The following is a 16,091-nucleotide window of genomic DNA, read 5'->3' as shown; positions in this document are numbered from 1 at the left end:
GGTTGAGTACGGTTGCGTACGGTTGCAATAAGGGCGCGCCGGCGTCAGTCCCATTGCGGCGCCAGGCCGTCCGGGTCGACTTCGCGGCCGTTGCGTTCGAGCGCGGCGATGTGCGCCATGTCGTCGTCGCTCAGGCACAGCGACTGCGCGAGCAGGTTGCTGGCGAGATGCTCGCGACGGGTGGACGACGGGATCACCGAGTAGCCGAGCCGCAGCGCCCAGGCGAGCACGACCTGGGCCGGCGTGGCCTGGTGCCGCTGCGCGATGGCGCCGATCACCGGATCGCCGAGCACCTTGCCGTAGGCGAGCGTCATGTAGGAAGTCACGTGGATGCCCTCGCCTTGCAGGAATCCGACCAGCTTGCGGTTCTGCAGGTAGGGGCTCAGCTCGATCTGGTTGGTCGCGATGGCGTCCCTGCCGACTGCCGCGATCGCCTGCCGCGCCAGCTCGATGTTGAAGTTCGAGATGCCGATCCGGCGCGTCAGGCCCTGCGCCCTGGCCTCGGCCAGCGCGCCCATGAAGGTGTCGAGCGGCACGCCGTTGCCCGGTGCCGGCCAGTGGATCAGCGTCAGGTCGACATGGTCAGTGCGCAGCTTCGCCAGGCTCTCCCGCAGGCTCGGCACGAGCTTGTCGGGCGCATAGTTTTCGACCCAGATCTTGGTCGTCAGGAAAAGGTCTTCGCGGCGCACGCCGGAAGCGGCGATCGCTTCGCCCACTTCGGCTTCGTTGCCGTAGATCTGCGCGGTGTCGATCGCGCGGTAGCCGAGTTCCAGGCCGTTGCGGACCGAGTCGATGACAACCTGGCCCTGCAGGCGGAAGGTGCCGAGGCCGAAGGGAGGAATCTTGTTCATGGTGTGCTCCGATCAGGGAGGAGGCAAAGTTCGACAGCCGCATTCTGCGCTGCCGAACCATTGCGATAAACGTCGCTAATGGCGAATGACAATTGAACTGAAATCAAGAGTTGGCGGACTCTGCGAGCGCAGTTGCCGCCGTGGCTGTGGTCCCCGGTCCCTGGCGCTTCATGGCGATCTGGAGGCGCGCCGGCAGCGACGGCCAGGCCCAGGCACGACGCGGGCGAGCCGCCTCGGCGGGATGGTCGGATTCACGCGGCGGTTTCCGCGTCGGGCGCGATCGTGGCCGCGGCCTCGCCTCGATGGAAATGCGGAAGGACTTCACTGGCGATCTCGGCCAGCGTCTCATCGAGCGGGCGTCGGTTGCGGCGGAAATGCAGGCCGATGTGCGCCACGCCGGCGGCGCGCAGGGCCGCCAGTTCCGCGATCAGCGCGTGACGTCCCGTGCGTGCGCCGAAGCGGTGGCGCTGCAACGGTTCGTGCGGATCGGCGGCGAGGTCGAGATGAAAGAAGGTCACGTAGGGCTTGTCGCCAGCGACCGCGCGCCACGCGCCGGCGCGCCGCGCGTGATCGTCGGGCGTGCCCGGATAGGCGAGGCAGCCGTCCATGTGCGCGCCGATCCAGGCGGGCGTCTGTTGCGCGAGGCCCGCGACGAACAACGGTGTCGGCGTGCGCGCGGCCGGGAGCACGTCGAGGCCGGCCGGCAAATGGCCGCGCGCGCCGTCGCGCAGCAGCGCCACCTGTTCGCGGAAACTCGCCCCGCGCGACTCGAAGTCACGCCCGAACAGCGGATACTCGACCGGCCGGTCGCCGCTGGCGACGCCAAGCAGCAGGCGGCCGCCGCTCAACTCCTGTATGGTCGCCGCCGATTTCAGCGTCAGCAGCGGTTCGCGCAGCGGCAGCACGACCGCCGCGGTGCCGAGCAGGATGTCTCGCGTGACACCGGCCAGGTAGCCGAGATAGGAAAATGTCTCGAACACCTGCGCCGCGTCGCCGAACGAAGGGTCGTACACCGGCACGTCGCGTACCCAGAGCGCGCGAAAGCCCAGTGTGTCAGTGAGCCGCGCGAGTACCGCATGGTGTTCGAGGTCGGGCACGCCGGGGCGGCGTCCGTCGCGCTGGCGCTCGGCGTCGCCGGCTGGCGACCAGTCGTTGTCGAGCGGCAGCTCGACGCCGATGCTGAGGCCGCCGCGCCTCAGCGTTGCGAGGGGGGTGGACATGGCCGGCATCGGTTCAAAGCGCCCGCAGGCTGCCTTCCAGGCGATGGAACTCGAGCGACGCGGCGGTGAAGAACGAGCGCGAGATGCCGGCGGTGAAGTCGTCGAGATGGACCACCGTGGCGCGATCGGCTTCCTGCCACGAGATCGCGTAGAGCTCCCCGGCGACATGCTTCCATGTGTAGGCGACCTCGCCTGCCGCCCCCGCGAACGCGCCTTCGGTGATTTCGTAGCGCATGTGGACGCCATCGCCGGCGTACGCGTTGATCGCGGTGAGTCCCGGGTAGCGGACTTCGAAGGACTTGCCGGCGAACGGCGGATGAGAGTTCGGTGCGTGCATAGGGGTGCTCTCCTGCTGGAAATCGGCGGAGCCGGATCGGTGGAACCGATGGAACCGATGGAACCGATGGAACCGATGGAACCGATGGAACCGATGGAACCGACGGCCCGATTGGGCTGGAGCGCAGTTTGCCCACTTTACTTTTGCGGAAAAACCGGTCTATAAACGAAATTATTTTGATTTCAGATCAATAATGAAAGTCACGCTCGATGAGCTCCAGGCGTTCGCCTCGGTGGTCGACACCGGCTCGATCACCGCGGCCGCCCAGCAGCTCGACCTGACCGTGTCGGCAACCAGCCGCACGCTCGCGCGGCTGGAGGAAAAGCTGAAGACCACGCTGCTGCGCCGGACCACGCGCCGGCTCGAGCTGACCGAGGAAGGACGGGCCTTCCTGCAGAGTGCGCGGGCGATCATCGATTCGGTGGAAAGCGCGGAGGAGCAGATGCTCGCCCGCCGCGAGAAGCCGTCGGGGCGCCTGCGGGTCGATGCTGCGTCGCCCTTCATGCTGCACGTCATCGTGCCGCTCGTGCGCGGCTACCGGGAGCGCTTCCCGCAGGTCGAACTGGAGCTGAACAGCAACGAAGGGATCATCGACCTGCTCGAACGGCGCACCGATGTGGCGATCCGGATCGGCCGCCTGAAGGATTCGACCCTGCACAGCCGGCTGGTCGGCAAGAGCCGGCTGCGCATCCTCGCCAGCCCTGCCTACCTCGCCGCGCACGGGCTGCCGCGCAAGGTCGAGGATCTCGGCAAGCATGCGCTGCTGGGCTTCACCCAGCCGGAGTCGCTGAACCTGTGGCCGCTGGTCGGCCCCGATGGCGAGCCCTACCGGATCGCCCCGGCCATCTGGTCGTCGAGCGGAGAGACGCTCCGGCAGCTCGCGCTGGAGGGCTCAGGCATCGCCTGCCTGTCGGATTTCATGACCGCGCAGGATCGCGAGTCCGGACGCCTCGTGCAGATCCTGGCGCGCCATACGCTGGACATGCGGCAGCCGATCCAGGCGGTCTACTACCGCAACACGGCGATTTCCGCGCGGATCGCCTCGTTCGTCGATTACCTGGGCGATGCGCTCAGCGGCAGGATCCCCGCGCTGCCGGCGGCGGCGTGGACCGGAGAATGACGCGCCGAGGTGCATTCGTCATGCCGGCCTCGGTCGGCGCGAGGGAACCTGCGCTCGCCCGGCGCGACCGCGCATCCTCTGGCTGCCCGAGCGCTTCGGGCATTTCTCCATCGAATTGCTCGAAGAGCGCGAACTGGAGCGCTTGCTGCAGGACGCCTTCGACGGCAGCCCATGACTGCCCTCCCCGGCGCCGCGGGCGGTCGGCGTGAGCGCCGCCGCGGCAGGCGCCGCACCGCGTCTGCTCAGGCCAGCCTTGCCGCCACGGCCAGTACCAGCGCCAGCGCGCAGGCCCAGCCCGAGAACAGCCAGCGCCACGGCCAGAAGCGCGGCACGAAACCGACGCCGCGCACGAAGCCCGCGCTCATGGCCCAGAACATCAGCGAGGCGAAGCCGTGGTCGGCCTGGCCGGCCGCGTTCGATAGCGCGGGCGGATAGAGCGTGCCGCCCACCATCAGCAGCAGCGCCGTGGCCAGGCAGGCCAGGTGCAGCCGCACCGGCCGGGCGCCCTGCCCGCCGCGGGCGGCGCCGTTCACCGCTCTTCGGCGCGCTGTGTGCGCGCGTCGCTGGCTTCACCCCACATGGCATTGAGTACGGGGAGCAGCACGGCGAAGCCGACACCTAGAACCCAGCTGAAGTACCACATCGTCGTTTCCTCTTGTCTACGTCTTGTCTATGTCAATGGTTCCGGTGCCTGGCACCGGGCCACGCCCCGCGGGCGCCGTCGTGGCGTCCGCGGGGCGAAGGGGTCTGGCTGTCTCTGTCCGTATCAGTAGGCCGAATGCTCGTTGGCGCGGATATGCTCGGCGGTGACCTTGCCGCGCATCACGCGGTAGGCCCAGCCGGTGTAGCTGACCACGATGGGCACGAAGATCAGCGCCACCCAGAACATCAGGCCCAGCGTGAAGTGGCTGGACACGCAGTCCCAGATCGTCAGGCTGGCCTGCGGCAGGCTGGAGGACGGCATCACGAAGGGGAACATGGCCGCTCCGGCGGTGCCGATGATGCCCGCCAGCGACAGCGCCGAGGCGACGAAGGCCAGCAGCGTGCGCCCTGCCCCGGACAGCGCGGCTCCGGCCAGTGCGCCGGCCACGCCCAGCGCGGGCAGCAGCCACAGCGCCGGCACCTTGCCGTAGTTGGCCCACCAGGCCCCGGCGCTGCGCGCCACGGTCTTGGCCATCGGGTTGGACGGCGCGGCCGGATCGATGGCCGAGGTGATGGCGTAGCCGTCGATGCCGCCCCAGCGCAGCCAGGCACCGGCGGCCAGGAAGGCCAGCACCGCCACCAGCGCGGCCCAGGCGGCGGCGCGCCGGGCGCGGCGCTGCACCTCGCCCTCGGTGCGGTGCGCCAGGTAGATGCCGCCGTGCATGGTGATCATGGCGCTGGACAGCACCCCGCACAGCAGCGCGAAGGGGTTGAGCAGCTGCCAGAAGGTGCCGGTGTAGGTGGAGACCATGAAGGCATCGAACTGGAAGGGCACGCCCTGCAGCAGGTTGCCGAAGGCCACGCCGAAGATCAGCGGGGGCACCGCGCCGCCCACGAACAGGCCCCAGTCCCAGGCGCTGCGCCAGGTGGGATGGTGGATCTTGCTGCGGTAGTCGAAGCCCACCGGGCGGAAGAACAGCGCCCACAGCACCGCCAGCATGGCCCAGTAGAAGCCGCTGAAGGCGGTGGCGTAGACCAGCGGCCAGGCGGCGAAGATGGCGCCGCCGCCGGTGATGAACCAGACCTGGTTGCCGTCCCAGTGCGGGCCCACGGTGTTGATGATGACGCGGCGCTCGTCGTCGCTGCGGCCGACGAAGGGCAGCAGCGTGCCCACGCCCATGTCGTGGCCGTCCATGATGGCGAAGCCGATCAACAGCACGCCCACCAGCAGCCACCAGATGATTTTCAGGGTTGGATAGTCAAGCATGGCGGTCTCCTCAGGCGTGGCTCGGCTCGAACTGGTAGCGGCCGGTGCCGAGGCTGCCCGGGCCCTGGCGGGCGAACTTCACCATCAGGTAGACCTCGACGACCAGCAGCAGCGTGTAGAAGCCGAGGAAGCCGGCCAGCGAGCCGTACAGGCTCTGCACGCTCAGCGTGGACACGCTCAGGTGGGTGGGCAGCACGCCGTAGATGGTCCACGGCTGGCGCCCGTACTCGGCCACGATCCAGCCCAGCTCGATGGCGATCCAGGGCGCGGGCAGCATGCACAGCGCCCAGCGCAGCAGCCAGCGCGGCGCCAGCCGCTGCGGGCGCAGCGTGGTCCAGAAGGCCAGGCCGAACAGCGCCAGCATCAGGAAGCCCAGGCCCACCATGATGCGGAAGCCCCAGAACATCGGCCACACGCGCGGCACGGTGTCGTTGACCGCCTGCTCGATCATGGCCGGGGTGGCCTGGCGCACGTCGGTGGTGTATTTCCGCAGCAGCAGGCCGAAGCCCAGGTCCTGCTGGTGGCTTGCCAGGGTCTGGCGCGCGCTGGCGTCGTCCGGGTTGGCGCGCAGCGCCTCCAGCGCCAGCACGGCCGGGATGCCGTTGCGGATGCGCTCGCGGTTGCGCACCTTGATGTCATGGATGCCCGGGATCTCCTTGGTCACCGAGCGCGTGCCGATCAGGCCCATCACCCAGGGGATCTCGATGGCCCAGTCGTTCTTCTGCGCGGCCTCGTTGATGCCGGCCACCAGGTTGAAGCTGGCCGGCGCCGGCTCGGTCTCCCACATGGCCTCGATGGCGGCCATCTTGGTCTGCTGGGCCTCGCCCACGGTGTAGCCGGACTCGTCGCCGAGCACGATCACCGAGCACACGCTGGCCAGGCCGAAGGCTGCCGCCACGCGGAAGCTGCGCCGGGCGAACTCGAGGTCGCGCCCGCGCAGCAGGTACCAGCTGGAGACCGACAGCACGAACATGGCGCCGGTGACGTAGCCGGCCGAGACCGTGTGCACGAACTTGGCCTGGGCCACGGGGTTGAACACCACGGCCCAGAAGTCGGTCATCTCCATGCGCATGGTCTGCCAGTTGAAGGCGGCGCCGACCGGATTCTGCATCCAGCCGTTGGCGATCAGGATCCACAGGGCGGAGAGGTTGGTGCCGACCGCCATCAAGGTGGTGACCAGCAGGTGCTGGGTGCGCGAGAGGCGGTCCCAGCCGAAGAAGAACAGGCCGATGAAGGTGGATTCGAGGAAGAAGGCCATCAGGCCCTCGATGGCCAGCGGAGCGCCGAAGATGTCGCCGACGTAGTGGGAGTAATAGGCCCAGTTGGTGCCGAACTGGAACTCGAGCGTGATGCCGGTGGTGACGCCGAGCGCGAAGTTGATGCCGAACAGCTTGCCCCAGAAGCGCGTCATGTCCTTCCAGATGACCTTGCCGGTCATCACATAGACGCTCTCCATGATGACCAGCAGCCAGACCATGCCCAGGGTGAGCGGCACGAACAGGAAGTGGTACATGGCGGTGGCGGCGAACTGCAACCGGGACAGGTCGACCAGGTGCGTGGAGATCATGGCTGTCCCCCTTGCGCGGCCGAGGCCATTCCCAGGTGCGCCGCGGCGTGCGACGCATCCACGGCGACACGATGGCCGTCGATGAAGCACCACCAAAGCAGTGCCAGCGCCATCAGCTTCACCGCGACAGCGATGGCGAGATGGCGCACCAATTGTTGATTACCAGAAGACATGAAAGGAAGGGGTCGGATCGAATCATCGCCGGTCGCACGGACGCCGCGGGAATGGGCTCGGTCGGCAGGCGCATGGATTCTATGGGCCGCCTGGCGAACGCTCTCTTGATGCGAATCAAGAGAAAAAGCCTTTATCCCGCGGCATGGGGGGAATCGCGACGATTTGCCGCAGACGGCGTTCGGCGGGGCGGGGGCCGGTCCTGTGCGCGTTACGGTGCCCGGCGGGGTGCGTGCAGATCTCAAGTCGCGCGAAGAAGTGCCGTAGTACCGACAGGCAAAGTCAGAAAGAACAATCCCAGGGAAGACATGAACCTCAGCATCCAGGCCGCGGGCGTCGCGGCATGGCCCGCATCCGATGCGGGCGCCAGCCTGGCCCAGGCAGCGAACGCGGCCGCGCAGGCCGATCCGTCATCGGCGGCGCATGCCGCGTCGCCGCTCATCGTGAGCGCGGTCGACCCCAACGACCACTCTCGCCTCGATCGATACCTGAGCGCCCTCGGTGCGCCTTTGAAGATGGGCGGCGACGCGGAGCAGATGGCCGAGGCCCTGGTGCCCGCCATGCAGTCGCTGCTGCAGCAGCGGCCGGATCTTGGCAATGCGCACTTCGATTTCGCCCTCAGCCGCGGCTCCCTGGTCGTCAAGTCGGACACCCTGGACGACGCCGATCGCGCCTGGCTGCAGGACTTCCTCAATGGCAACAAGGAGCTCTTGCAGGCCGCCCAGGCGTTCCACGACGATGCGGTGGCCGGCTATGCGAGCTGGGCCGAGGCCGACGGCAAGCCGCTGTCCGCTGCCCAGCTCGACGCCGTCAGCCAGCAGGCCGACGGCCTGGTGAGCTTCATGGACCTGTTCAAGAAGCTGGGCCGACAGGCCCACGCGACGCTGCTGGCGCAGGTTTCCTATATGCAGCCGGACGGCAGCCGCCTCGACCTGTCGCGGGATCCCGGCAGCGCCAACGGCTTCCTGGCCTTCATGCAAGGTGCCCACACCATGCGGGACGGCACGGCGACCTATGCCGGCCCGGCGGGCCAGACCGTCTATGGCGGGCTGCGCGGCGATATCTTCAGCATGATCGGCACCGCCATTCCGCAGTTCCTTCCGCCCTCGGCGTCCCGCTCGGTGGGGCTCAAGGAGACGGCCTGAGCCGCTGTCGGCTCCCCCTGGGGCATGCGCCGGCCACGGCGCAACTGCGCGCCTCCGCCGGCGAGCCGCCCGGCCGCCGCATATCGAGCCTCGGATTGCTTCGTTCCCGCCGCACCGGGGCTCGCGTACGCTCCTCGCAGTGACATCCTGGCCATGCCTCCGCAGCGGCGGTGGCTGACGCCCTTCCCTGCGGAGAACCCCATGAGCGTCGATTTCATCGGCATGATCCAGAGCCGCAAGCAGTCCGAGATCCACCCTGCCGCCGGCGCGGCGGTGGACCGCGATTATGTGCGGGCCTTCGCCCGGGCCCATGAGCAGGCCGGCTTCGACCGCATCCTCGTTCCCCATCATTCCACCGGCCCGTCCGCCACCCTGACGGTCTCGTATGCGGCCGCGGTCACCGAGCGCATCCATTTCATGCTGGCGCACCGGCCCGGCTTCACCGCCCCCACGCTCGCGGCGCGGCAGATCGCCACGCTCGACCAGTTCAGCGGCGGCCGGCTCGGCGTCCACTTCATCTCCGGCGGCTCCGACGACGAGCAGCAGCGCGATGGCGACTATCTCGGGCATGACGAACGCTATGCCCGCACCGACGAATACCTCGGCATCCTGCGCCGCATCTGGACCGAGGACCGGCCCTTCGACCATGAAGGCCGCTACTACCGCTTCCGCCAGGGCTTCTCGGAAGTCAAGCCGGCCCAGGCGCCACACGTTCCGGTCTATTTCGGCGGCGCCTCGGAGGCAGCCATCGCGGTCGCCGGCAAGCACGCCGACGTCTATGCCCTGTGGGGCGAATCGCTGGAACAGGTGCGCGAGCTGACCACGCGCGTGCGCCAGGCGGCCGCGCAGCATGGCCGCACGGTGCGTTTCTCGGTGTCCTTGCGGCCCGTGCTGGCGGCGACCGAGGCCAAGGCCTGGGCGCGTGCCGACAGCATTCTCGAACGCACCCGCGCGCTGCGCGCGCAACTGGGCCAGGGCCGCGGCGGCCCGCTGCAGAGCGAAGGCGCGCGCCGCCTGCTGGCGGCCGCCGAGCGGGGCGACCGTGTCGACCAGCGCCTGTGGACCGCGGTCGCGCGGGAGACCGGGGGCCGCTCCAACTCCACCGGCCTGGTCGGCACGCCCGAACAGGTGGCCGAGGCGCTGCTGGCCTACTACGACCTCGGCGTCACCACCTTCCTGATCCGCGGCTTCGATCCGCTGGAAGATGCCGTCGACTACGGGCGCGAACTGATTCCGCGCGTGCGCGAACTGGTGGCCCGGCGCGCCGGCGCCGCCCCGGCGGCGCGCGCCGCCTGAGCCGGCCCGAAGCCCAACGCGCTTGCCGAAGCCGACGGGATGCGCCAACACCAATCGCCAGGCACACGGTCTTGGCTCCCTCTCCCCGCACGGGGAGTGGGTTGGGGAGAGGGGTGGTTCAGCAAGGCGCCACACCCAAGCGAAGCCAACGGTGTAGTCCAGCACGCGAGCACAGAGACGAAGCCGATGGTGTGAATCCACCCGCCACGGTCAGCCAGCGCCTGCCCTCACCCCCCGGCCCCGCCGTACCCCTCGTCTACCCCTCGTCTACCGCTATTCGCCCGCGCTTCCTCCACCTCCGGCGGACTTGTCCGTCGCGCCTCGCTTGCCGGCCGGCATCAGCTGCGTGCGGAAGAAGCGCACCACCTCGGCGTTGAAGGCGCGGTGGAAGGCCGCGCGGTCGAAACCGGCGCCGTCGCGGCAGAGTTCCGGCATGGCCCCGGCCTGGGCAGGGGCGCACGGGGCGAGGAAGCTGAAGTGCCCGGAACCGGCGGCGAGATGGAACTCGGGCGCGGTCGGCAGGCCATCGCGGATGCCGGCCACGCCGGCCGGCGTCACGCCGTCGCCGCCCAGGGCCGAGGACCACAGCTGGATCGGCACCGTGACGCCGCGCAGCCCGGCCGGCGTGAACAGCGCGACCGGATCGACGATCACCGCGGCACGGATACGCCCGCCGGCATCGGGCGGCGCCGGCACGGGGCGCTCCATCTCCCGGCAGAACGGCAGGCCGGGGCGCTCGGCACAGAACGCCTGGCCGAGCCGGAAGTCCGGCACCGCACCCAGCGCCACCAGGCCGGTGTAGCCGCCGCGCGAAAAACCGAACAGGCCGAGCGCCGGCACATCGAGGCGGCCGCGCTCCTCCCACTGTCCGCTCAGGTAATCGATCAGCCGCCGCAGGTCCTGCGGACGCGTGAGGAAGGAAGACAGGCGGAGCTGCGCGCTGGTGTCCCGGTAGTTGTCGCCCGGATGATCGATGGCCGCCACCACGAAGCCGGCGTCGGCCAGCGCCGCGGCGGTGTCGTGGTGGCCGAGGCGGGAGCCACCGGTGCCGTGCGAGATGACGATCCAGGGCAGGTGCTCGCCGCGCAGCGGACAGTCCTTGACCGCCTGGATGACCAGCGGCGCCAGCGTCAGCGGCGCGGCGGGCTGCGCGCAGGGATACCACAGGGCACCCTGCAAGGCCGGGCCGGCGGCATCGGCGGGCACCTCGAACCAGCGCAGGCCGGCGGCGCGCGCCGGTGACGCGAGGACGCACAGCACGGCAAGGCCGAGGCAGAGGCGGAGAAGATGCCGGCGGATCGGGGACATGGGCATAGGCATGGACATGGCAGTCGAAGCGGAACTCACGGTCGGAGAAGACAAGAAGAAGCAAAGGCAAAGGCATCAGCGGGATCGGCGCCGCGGCGCTGCGTCAGGCGCCAGGCGTCATGCCAGCGCACGCAGCGGGATCATCAGCTCGGTCACGCGCGCCTGCGGCGGGGTGTCCTGCGGCCTCGACAGGTAGCGCTCCAGCGTCGGCCGGTGGTCGGGCTCATAGCCGCTGCCGGGCAGCCAGAGCCCGTACAGCGCGGTGATGGTGGCGTCGATCTGCGTGTAGGGGCCCACCAGCCGGTGCACCGCATAGAGGCCGCCCGGCAGCGCCAGCGCCTCGGTCGGTGCCGGCGGCGGTCCGGCGAGTCCGCCCGCGGCGACGTAGTAGCGGAAACCGGGCGGCGCCTCGGCGTCGCCATAGGACAGGCCCAGCCAGGCGGCCGCCTCGCGCGCGCCGAGCAGCCGGCGCAGGCGGCGGTGCGTGTGGGGGATGGTGGCGGGCGGGCCGTGGTGCGGCAGCGCGCACAGGTCCTGCGGCGCCACCGTCTCCAGGCGCACCGACGGCACCGTGCCGCCATAGCCGGCCAGCTTGTCGCGGAAGGCCCGCGGCGAGGTGCCGGCATAGCTGCGGAAAGCCCGCGAGAATGCCTGCGGGCTGTCGTAGCCTGCCTCCAGCGCCACCGCCGTGACCGGGCGCCGTCCCAGGCCGAGCGCGCGGGAGGCGCACGCCAGGCGCAGGCGGCGGATGGTGGCGGCGACGGTTTCGCCGGTCACGCTGCGGTAGATGCGGTGGAAATGGAACGGCGAGAAATGCGCCAGTGCAGCGAGGTCTTCGAGCCGATGCGGGTCCATCGGCGCGCGCACGATCGCGGCGAGCACGCGGGCGATGCGCTCGCGATAGACGTCTTCCGGGCGGGCTGGATTCATGGCGCCGAGTATGGCACGGCGGCCCGCACCGGACTTAGCCGGGCTTGCTGAGTTGCGGTGGTGGCAGCAGTTTCGCGAAGGCCGGGAGGGCGCCGCCCCGCCCTCCCCTGCCATGGTGCAGCCGTGGTACGGCCTGGGTGCCGCCGTCAGGCCACCGCTACGTCCCGGCCAGGCCGGCGTCAGTCCTGCCCTGGCTGCAGCCGGTTGTGCAGCCGGTTGAAGGCGCACAGCGTGGCCAGCACCGACGCCGTGGTAGTGCTCTCGTGGATGCCGACGCCGAAGCGGCTGCCGGCCACGTCCGGGCTCGCCATCTCCACGATGGCGATCGCGCGGGCATCGGCGCCCGAGCCGAGCGCATGCTGCTCGTAGTGGTCGATGCGCACCGGCGCCGGCAGCGCGGCCACGGCGGCGTCGATGGGGCCGTTGCCCTCGCCGGACAGGGCCACCGCCGGGCCATCTCCGCCCTCGGCGAGCCGCAGTTCGATGCGGTTGCCCGCCGGCGCGGCGTGCAGCGCGTGCGAGAGATAGCGGTAGGCGCCCTGCTCCAGCGGCGCCTGGTAGGTGGCCACGAACAGCTTCCAGATGTCCTCGCTGCTCAGCTCGGTCTCGCTGGCGTCCGCGTGGCGCTGCACCACGGCGCTGAACTCCACCTGCATGCGGCGCGGCATGGCGATGCCGCGGTCGCGCTCCAGCAGGTAGGCGATGCCGCCCTTGCCCGACTGGCTGTTGACGCGCACGATGCTGTCGTAGGTGCGGCCCAGGTCCTTGGGATCGATCGGCAGGTAGGGCACGCGCCAGATGCCGTGCGGATCCTGCGCGGCGAAGCCCTTGGCGATGGCGTCCTGGTGCGAGCCGGAGAAGGCGGTGAAGACCAGGTCGCCGACATAGGGGTGGCGCGGATGGATCGGCAGCGCGGTGCAGGCCTCGACGATGCGCGCCACCCCGGCGATATCCGAGAAGTCGAGCCCGGGCGGGACGCCCTGGGTGTACAGGTTGAGGGCCAGGGTGACAAGATCCAGGTTGCCGCTGCGCTCACCGTTGCCGAACAGGCAGCCCTCGACGCGGTCGGCGCCGGCCATCAGTGCCAGCTCCGCGCAGGCCACGCCGGTGCCGCGGTCGTTATGGGGGTGGACCGACAGCACGAGATGCTCGCGCCGGTCCAGGCGCCGGTGCATCCACTCGATCTGGTCGGCGAAGACGTTCGGCGTGGACACCTCGACCGTGGTCGGCAGGTTGATGATCATCGGCCGGCCGGGACCGGCGTCCCAGGCGGCGATGGCCGCATTGCAGACCTCCAGCGAGACCTCCAGTTCGGCCATGCAGAACGTTTCCGGCGAGTACTGCAGCACCCACTCGGTTTCCGGGTGCGCGGCGGTCAACGCCTTGAACAGGCGCACGTGGTGCTCCACCATGGCGACGATCTGCGGCACGCTCATGCCGAACACGATCTCGCGCCAGGCCGGCGCGATGGCGTTGTAGAAATGCACGATGGCCCGGCGCGCGCCGGCCACGCTGCGCACCGTCTCGCGGATCAGGTCCTCGCGCAGCTGCGTGATCACCATCGGCGTGACGTCGGCCGGAATGCGCCCGCCGTCGACCAGGCCGCGCACGATGTCGAAGTCGGTCTGCGAGGCCGCGGGGAAGCCGAGCTCGATCTCCTTGAAGCCGATGCGCACCAGTTCCTCGAACAGGCGCAGCTTGCGTTCGCGGTTCATCGGTTCGAACAGGGCCTGGTTGCCATCGCGCAGGTCGGTGGAGAGCCAGGCGGGGGCCCGGGTGATGGTGCGCGACGGCCACTGGCGGTCGCTCAGGTCGACGGCCGGGAACGGACGGTACTTGGTATGCGGTTGAGCAAGCATGGGGATCTCGAACAGGAAATGCAGGGAATGCAGGTTGGACGGGTCTGTCCTGATTCCCCTGCTTGCAGCAAGCTGTTCGAGATCGGGGTCAGGGGGAATCAGGACCGGTCATGGCGCGCACGTGCGCGCCCAGACCCCGATGTAGGGGCAGGTGCGGCAGCACATTGCGTAGTAGCCGGAAAGCGCGCATGACGGAAAAGGCAGGGTTCTGGAAAAGCGGATACGGCAAGTGTACGATGGCCGCCGCTGACTTTCTCCATCGAGAGCGACAATTGCTGTATGAAAATGGACAGTCCTGAACGGACCGACGCGACGGCATGACCGCAGCCGCCCCGAACCTCGCCGCCGTATCGTTCGATCCGGCCCTGTACGATGCGGCCTCCTCCCCGCTCACCGGGGTCGCGGCCGACTATCCGGCGGGCGCCGAGACGCCCTTCCACCGCCACGCCCGCTGCCAGCTGGTCTACGCGGTGGAAGGCGTGATGGTGGTGGAGGCCGCGACCGGCCGCTGGGTGGTGCCGCCCACCACGGCGGTCTGGCTGGGACCGGACGTCGAACACCGCTTGCTGATGCGCGGCCCGGTCCGCGTGCGCAGCGTCTTCGTCGCCGCCGATGCCGCCGGCGGCCTGCCCGCGGCGGAATGCGTGATCCACGTCTCGCCCTTGCTGCGGGAACTGATCTCGGAGATTGCCCACCTCGGCCTGGAGGTCTGCGCCACGCGGCGCGGCAGGTTGCTGGCGGCCCTGCTGCGGGAGGAACTGCGGCGCCCGCAGGCGCTGCCCTTCCACCTGCCGTGGCCGGCCGATGCGCGCATCGCCGCGATCTGCGCCGAGCTGAGCGGCAATCCGGCGCACCCTTTCCACGCCGCCGACTGGGCCGCCTCGCTGGCGATGAGCGAGAAGACCTTCCACCGCCATTTCCACAGGCACACCGGGCTGAGCTTCGGCCGCTGGCGGCAGCAGGCCCGGCTGCTGCTCGCGCTCGATCACCTGCTGCGCGGCGAGCCGATCCTGCCGGTCGCGCTGCGCTGCGGCTACGAGAGCCATAGCGCCTTCACGCTCGCTTTCCGCAAGCAGTTCGGCATGCCGCCTTCCAGGTTCCTGCCGGCCGGCTGAACGCCGGCCAGGGCTGCCCGCCCCGCCTGGACGGGCCTCGCGCCACATGCTGGCGCGGGGGAGACGCCGTCCGCCGCGTCATTCGAAACGCACCGGCGCCCGGCTGCGCTTGCGCCGGGGCAATCGACTACTCGCCGGTGCGCACCCGGAAGCCGAGCCCCGGCGATACCACCGTGGTGTCGCCGTCTTGCAGCGCGACCGTTTCGAGGCTGCCGTTCGCCATCGATTCGGCCGCGAACTCGGCAATATCGCGCAAGCGCGAGGCGGGGACGCCGCTGGCGCTGAGCCGCGCCTCCAGTTCCGCGGCATCGGCATCGGCGAGCACCGCCGACAGCGCGGCCTTCAGCGCCGCCGGGTCCAGCGAGCGCACGAAGGCAGGCAATGCGCCGCCGTCCAGCGGCGGGTTGAACAAGGCCGGATCCTTTGCCAGATGAGCCAGGCCCAGTGCCTCCAGCAAGGCCAGCAGCTGCCGTGGCGTGTTCGCGCCGATGGCGAGCCAGCCATCGCGCGTGCGGAAGAAGTCGGCGGAGGGGCTGCCCGAGTAGCCCTGGTTTCCCTGCCGGGGTGGCGTGGTGCCGTGCGTGAGCGCAGCGCAGGTCATGGGGTACATCAATTGCATGCCGGCGCCGGCCATGGAGATATCGAGCAGCATGCCGCGCCCGGTGCGCTCGCTTTCGCGCACGCCGGCGAGGATGGCAAAGGCGGCCAGCAGGCCGGTGGCGGAATCGATCACCGGGAAGCCGGTCTTGATCGGCGGATCGCCCTCGTTGCCCGCCATGAAGGCCATGCCGGTGGCGGCCTGCACCACATGATCGTAGGCGGGGCGCTTCTGCCATGCCTTCGCGCCGCGCCCGAAGCCGGAGATGCTGCAGTAGACCACGCGCGGGTTGCGTTCGCGCACGGCCTCGAAGCCCAGGCCGAAGCGTTCGAGCACGCCCGGCCGCAGGTTGTCGACAAAGACGTGGCAGGAGGCGGCCAGCTCGCGCGCCCGGCGCCGTCCGTCTTCGCTGGAGAGATCGAGGGCCAGCGAGGACTTGCCGGCGTTCAGCGCGACGAAGCCGTCGCGGCTGCCACCGGCGCGGCGCATGACGTCGCCGCCATTGGCGTTTTCGATCTTGGTGACATCGGCGCCGAGCCGGGACAGCAGGAAGGTGGCAAAAGGGCCGGCGATGACGTGCGAGAAATCGACGACGCGCAGGCCGGCGAGCGGCGCGAATGCCGAGGCTTCGGTGGACGGGGTAGCGCAGGTGTTTCGCATGGCAG

General features: G+C 69.9%; 16 protein-coding genes. 4 read left to right on the top strand and 12 right to left on the bottom strand.

The genetic code is table 11. The features are described 5' to 3' along the window. Positions 1–44 precede the first annotated feature (44 nt). The 3 genes from dkgB to BKK80_RS10785 all read right to left on the bottom strand — a co-directional run bounded on the left by dkgB (position 45) and on the right by BKK80_RS10785 (position 2,408). A complete protein-coding gene (gene dkgB, locus BKK80_RS10795) occupies positions 45–851 on the bottom strand; it encodes a 2,5-didehydrogluconate reductase DkgB (RefSeq protein WP_071069381.1) in 807 nt (268 codons plus the stop codon). Positions 852–1,102: 251 nt separating this feature from the next. Continuing rightward, a complete protein-coding gene (locus tag BKK80_RS10790) occupies positions 1,103–2,071 on the bottom strand; it encodes an LLM class oxidoreductase (protein WP_071016312.1) in 969 nt (322 codons plus the stop codon). 13 nt (positions 2,072–2,084) lie between these two features. Then, entirely contained in the window at positions 2,085–2,408 is a 324-nt protein-coding gene (locus BKK80_RS10785; protein WP_071036999.1) for a MoaF-related domain-containing protein, read from the bottom strand. Between the two features lie 193 nt (positions 2,409–2,601). On the opposite strand from BKK80_RS10785, the gene BKK80_RS10780 reads away from it, so the two are divergent. After that, entirely contained in the window at positions 2,602–3,528 is a 927-nt protein-coding gene (locus tag BKK80_RS10780; RefSeq protein WP_071069378.1) for a LysR family transcriptional regulator, read from the top strand. Between the two features lie 242 nt (positions 3,529–3,770). Here the strand turns inward: BKK80_RS10780 and BKK80_RS10775 are convergent, their stop codons facing one another. The 5 genes from BKK80_RS10775 to cydP all read right to left on the bottom strand — a co-directional run bounded on the left by BKK80_RS10775 (position 3,771) and on the right by cydP (position 7,153). After that, the gene (locus tag BKK80_RS10775) at positions 3,771–4,061 is read right to left on the bottom strand and encodes a cyd operon YbgE family protein (RefSeq protein WP_071037001.1); all 291 of its coding nucleotides are present in this window, start codon (positions 4,059–4,061) and stop codon (positions 3,771–3,773) included. Continuing rightward, positions 4,058–4,171: a cytochrome bd-I oxidase subunit CydX gene (gene cydX, locus BKK80_RS10770; RefSeq protein ID WP_071012625.1), complete on the bottom strand. Its 114-nt coding sequence runs from the start codon at positions 4,169–4,171 to the stop codon at positions 4,058–4,060. The genes BKK80_RS10775 and cydX overlap by 4 nt, the downstream gene beginning before the upstream one ends. 123 nt (positions 4,172–4,294) lie before the next feature. Continuing rightward, positions 4,295–5,437: a cytochrome d ubiquinol oxidase subunit II gene (gene cydB / locus BKK80_RS10765; protein ID WP_071012623.1), complete on the bottom strand. Its 1,143-nt coding sequence runs from the start codon at positions 5,435–5,437 to the stop codon at positions 4,295–4,297. Between the two features lie 10 nt (positions 5,438–5,447). Beyond that, positions 5,448–7,004 (bottom strand): cytochrome ubiquinol oxidase subunit I, encoded by a 1,557-nt coding sequence (locus BKK80_RS10760; protein ID WP_071069375.1) that lies wholly within the window; start codon positions 7,002–7,004, stop codon positions 5,448–5,450. Further along, positions 7,001–7,153: a cytochrome oxidase putative small subunit CydP gene (cydP, locus tag BKK80_RS37020; RefSeq protein WP_335582875.1), complete on the bottom strand. Its 153-nt coding sequence runs from the start codon at positions 7,151–7,153 to the stop codon at positions 7,001–7,003. Before cydP ends, BKK80_RS10760 begins: the two co-directional genes overlap by 4 nt. Positions 7,154–7,483: 330 nt before the next feature. On the opposite strand from cydP, the gene BKK80_RS10755 reads away from it, so the two are divergent. Both BKK80_RS10755 and BKK80_RS10750 read left to right on the top strand, forming a co-directional pair. After that, positions 7,484–8,320: a hypothetical protein gene (locus tag BKK80_RS10755; RefSeq protein WP_071069373.1), complete on the top strand. Its 837-nt coding sequence runs from the start codon at positions 7,484–7,486 to the stop codon at positions 8,318–8,320. A gap of 201 nt (positions 8,321–8,521) precedes the next feature. Beyond that, entirely contained in the window at positions 8,522–9,616 is a 1,095-nt protein-coding gene (locus BKK80_RS10750) for an LLM class flavin-dependent oxidoreductase (RefSeq protein ID WP_071069371.1), read from the top strand. 273 nt (positions 9,617–9,889) lie between these two features. Here BKK80_RS10750 and BKK80_RS10745 read toward each other — a convergent pair whose 3' ends face one another. From BKK80_RS10745 to BKK80_RS10735, 3 genes are all read right to left on the bottom strand, one after another. Continuing rightward, positions 9,890–10,924: an alpha/beta hydrolase family protein gene (locus BKK80_RS10745; RefSeq protein WP_071069369.1), complete on the bottom strand. Its 1,035-nt coding sequence runs from the start codon at positions 10,922–10,924 to the stop codon at positions 9,890–9,892. 117 nt (positions 10,925–11,041) lie between these two features. Continuing rightward, positions 11,042–11,854, bottom strand: coding sequence for an AraC family transcriptional regulator (locus tag BKK80_RS10740; protein ID WP_071069367.1), 813 nt, complete (start codon positions 11,852–11,854; stop codon positions 11,042–11,044). Positions 11,855–12,033: 179 nt separating this feature from the next. After that, entirely contained in the window at positions 12,034–13,713 is a 1,680-nt protein-coding gene (locus BKK80_RS10735) for a 2-isopropylmalate synthase (RefSeq protein WP_071069365.1), read from the bottom strand. A gap of 317 nt (positions 13,714–14,030) precedes the next feature. On the opposite strand from BKK80_RS10735, the gene BKK80_RS10730 reads away from it, so the two are divergent. Next, positions 14,031–14,828 (top strand): AraC family transcriptional regulator, encoded by a 798-nt coding sequence (locus BKK80_RS10730; protein ID WP_071069363.1) that lies wholly within the window; start codon positions 14,031–14,033, stop codon positions 14,826–14,828. 127 nt (positions 14,829–14,955) lie between these two features. On the opposite strand, the gene BKK80_RS10725 is transcribed toward BKK80_RS10730, so the two are convergent. Then, a complete protein-coding gene (locus BKK80_RS10725; RefSeq protein ID WP_071069361.1) occupies positions 14,956–16,086 on the bottom strand; it encodes a CoA transferase in 1,131 nt (376 codons plus the stop codon). Positions 16,087–16,091: the final 5 nt, after the last annotated feature.

The sequence above is a fragment of the Cupriavidus malaysiensis genome (genome assembly GCF_001854325.1).
Taxonomy (GTDB): domain Bacteria; phylum Pseudomonadota; class Gammaproteobacteria; order Burkholderiales; family Burkholderiaceae; genus Cupriavidus; species Cupriavidus malaysiensis.
The sequence above is the reverse complement of the archived record's forward strand: the minus strand, read 5'-3'. Positions and strand labels throughout refer to the sequence as shown.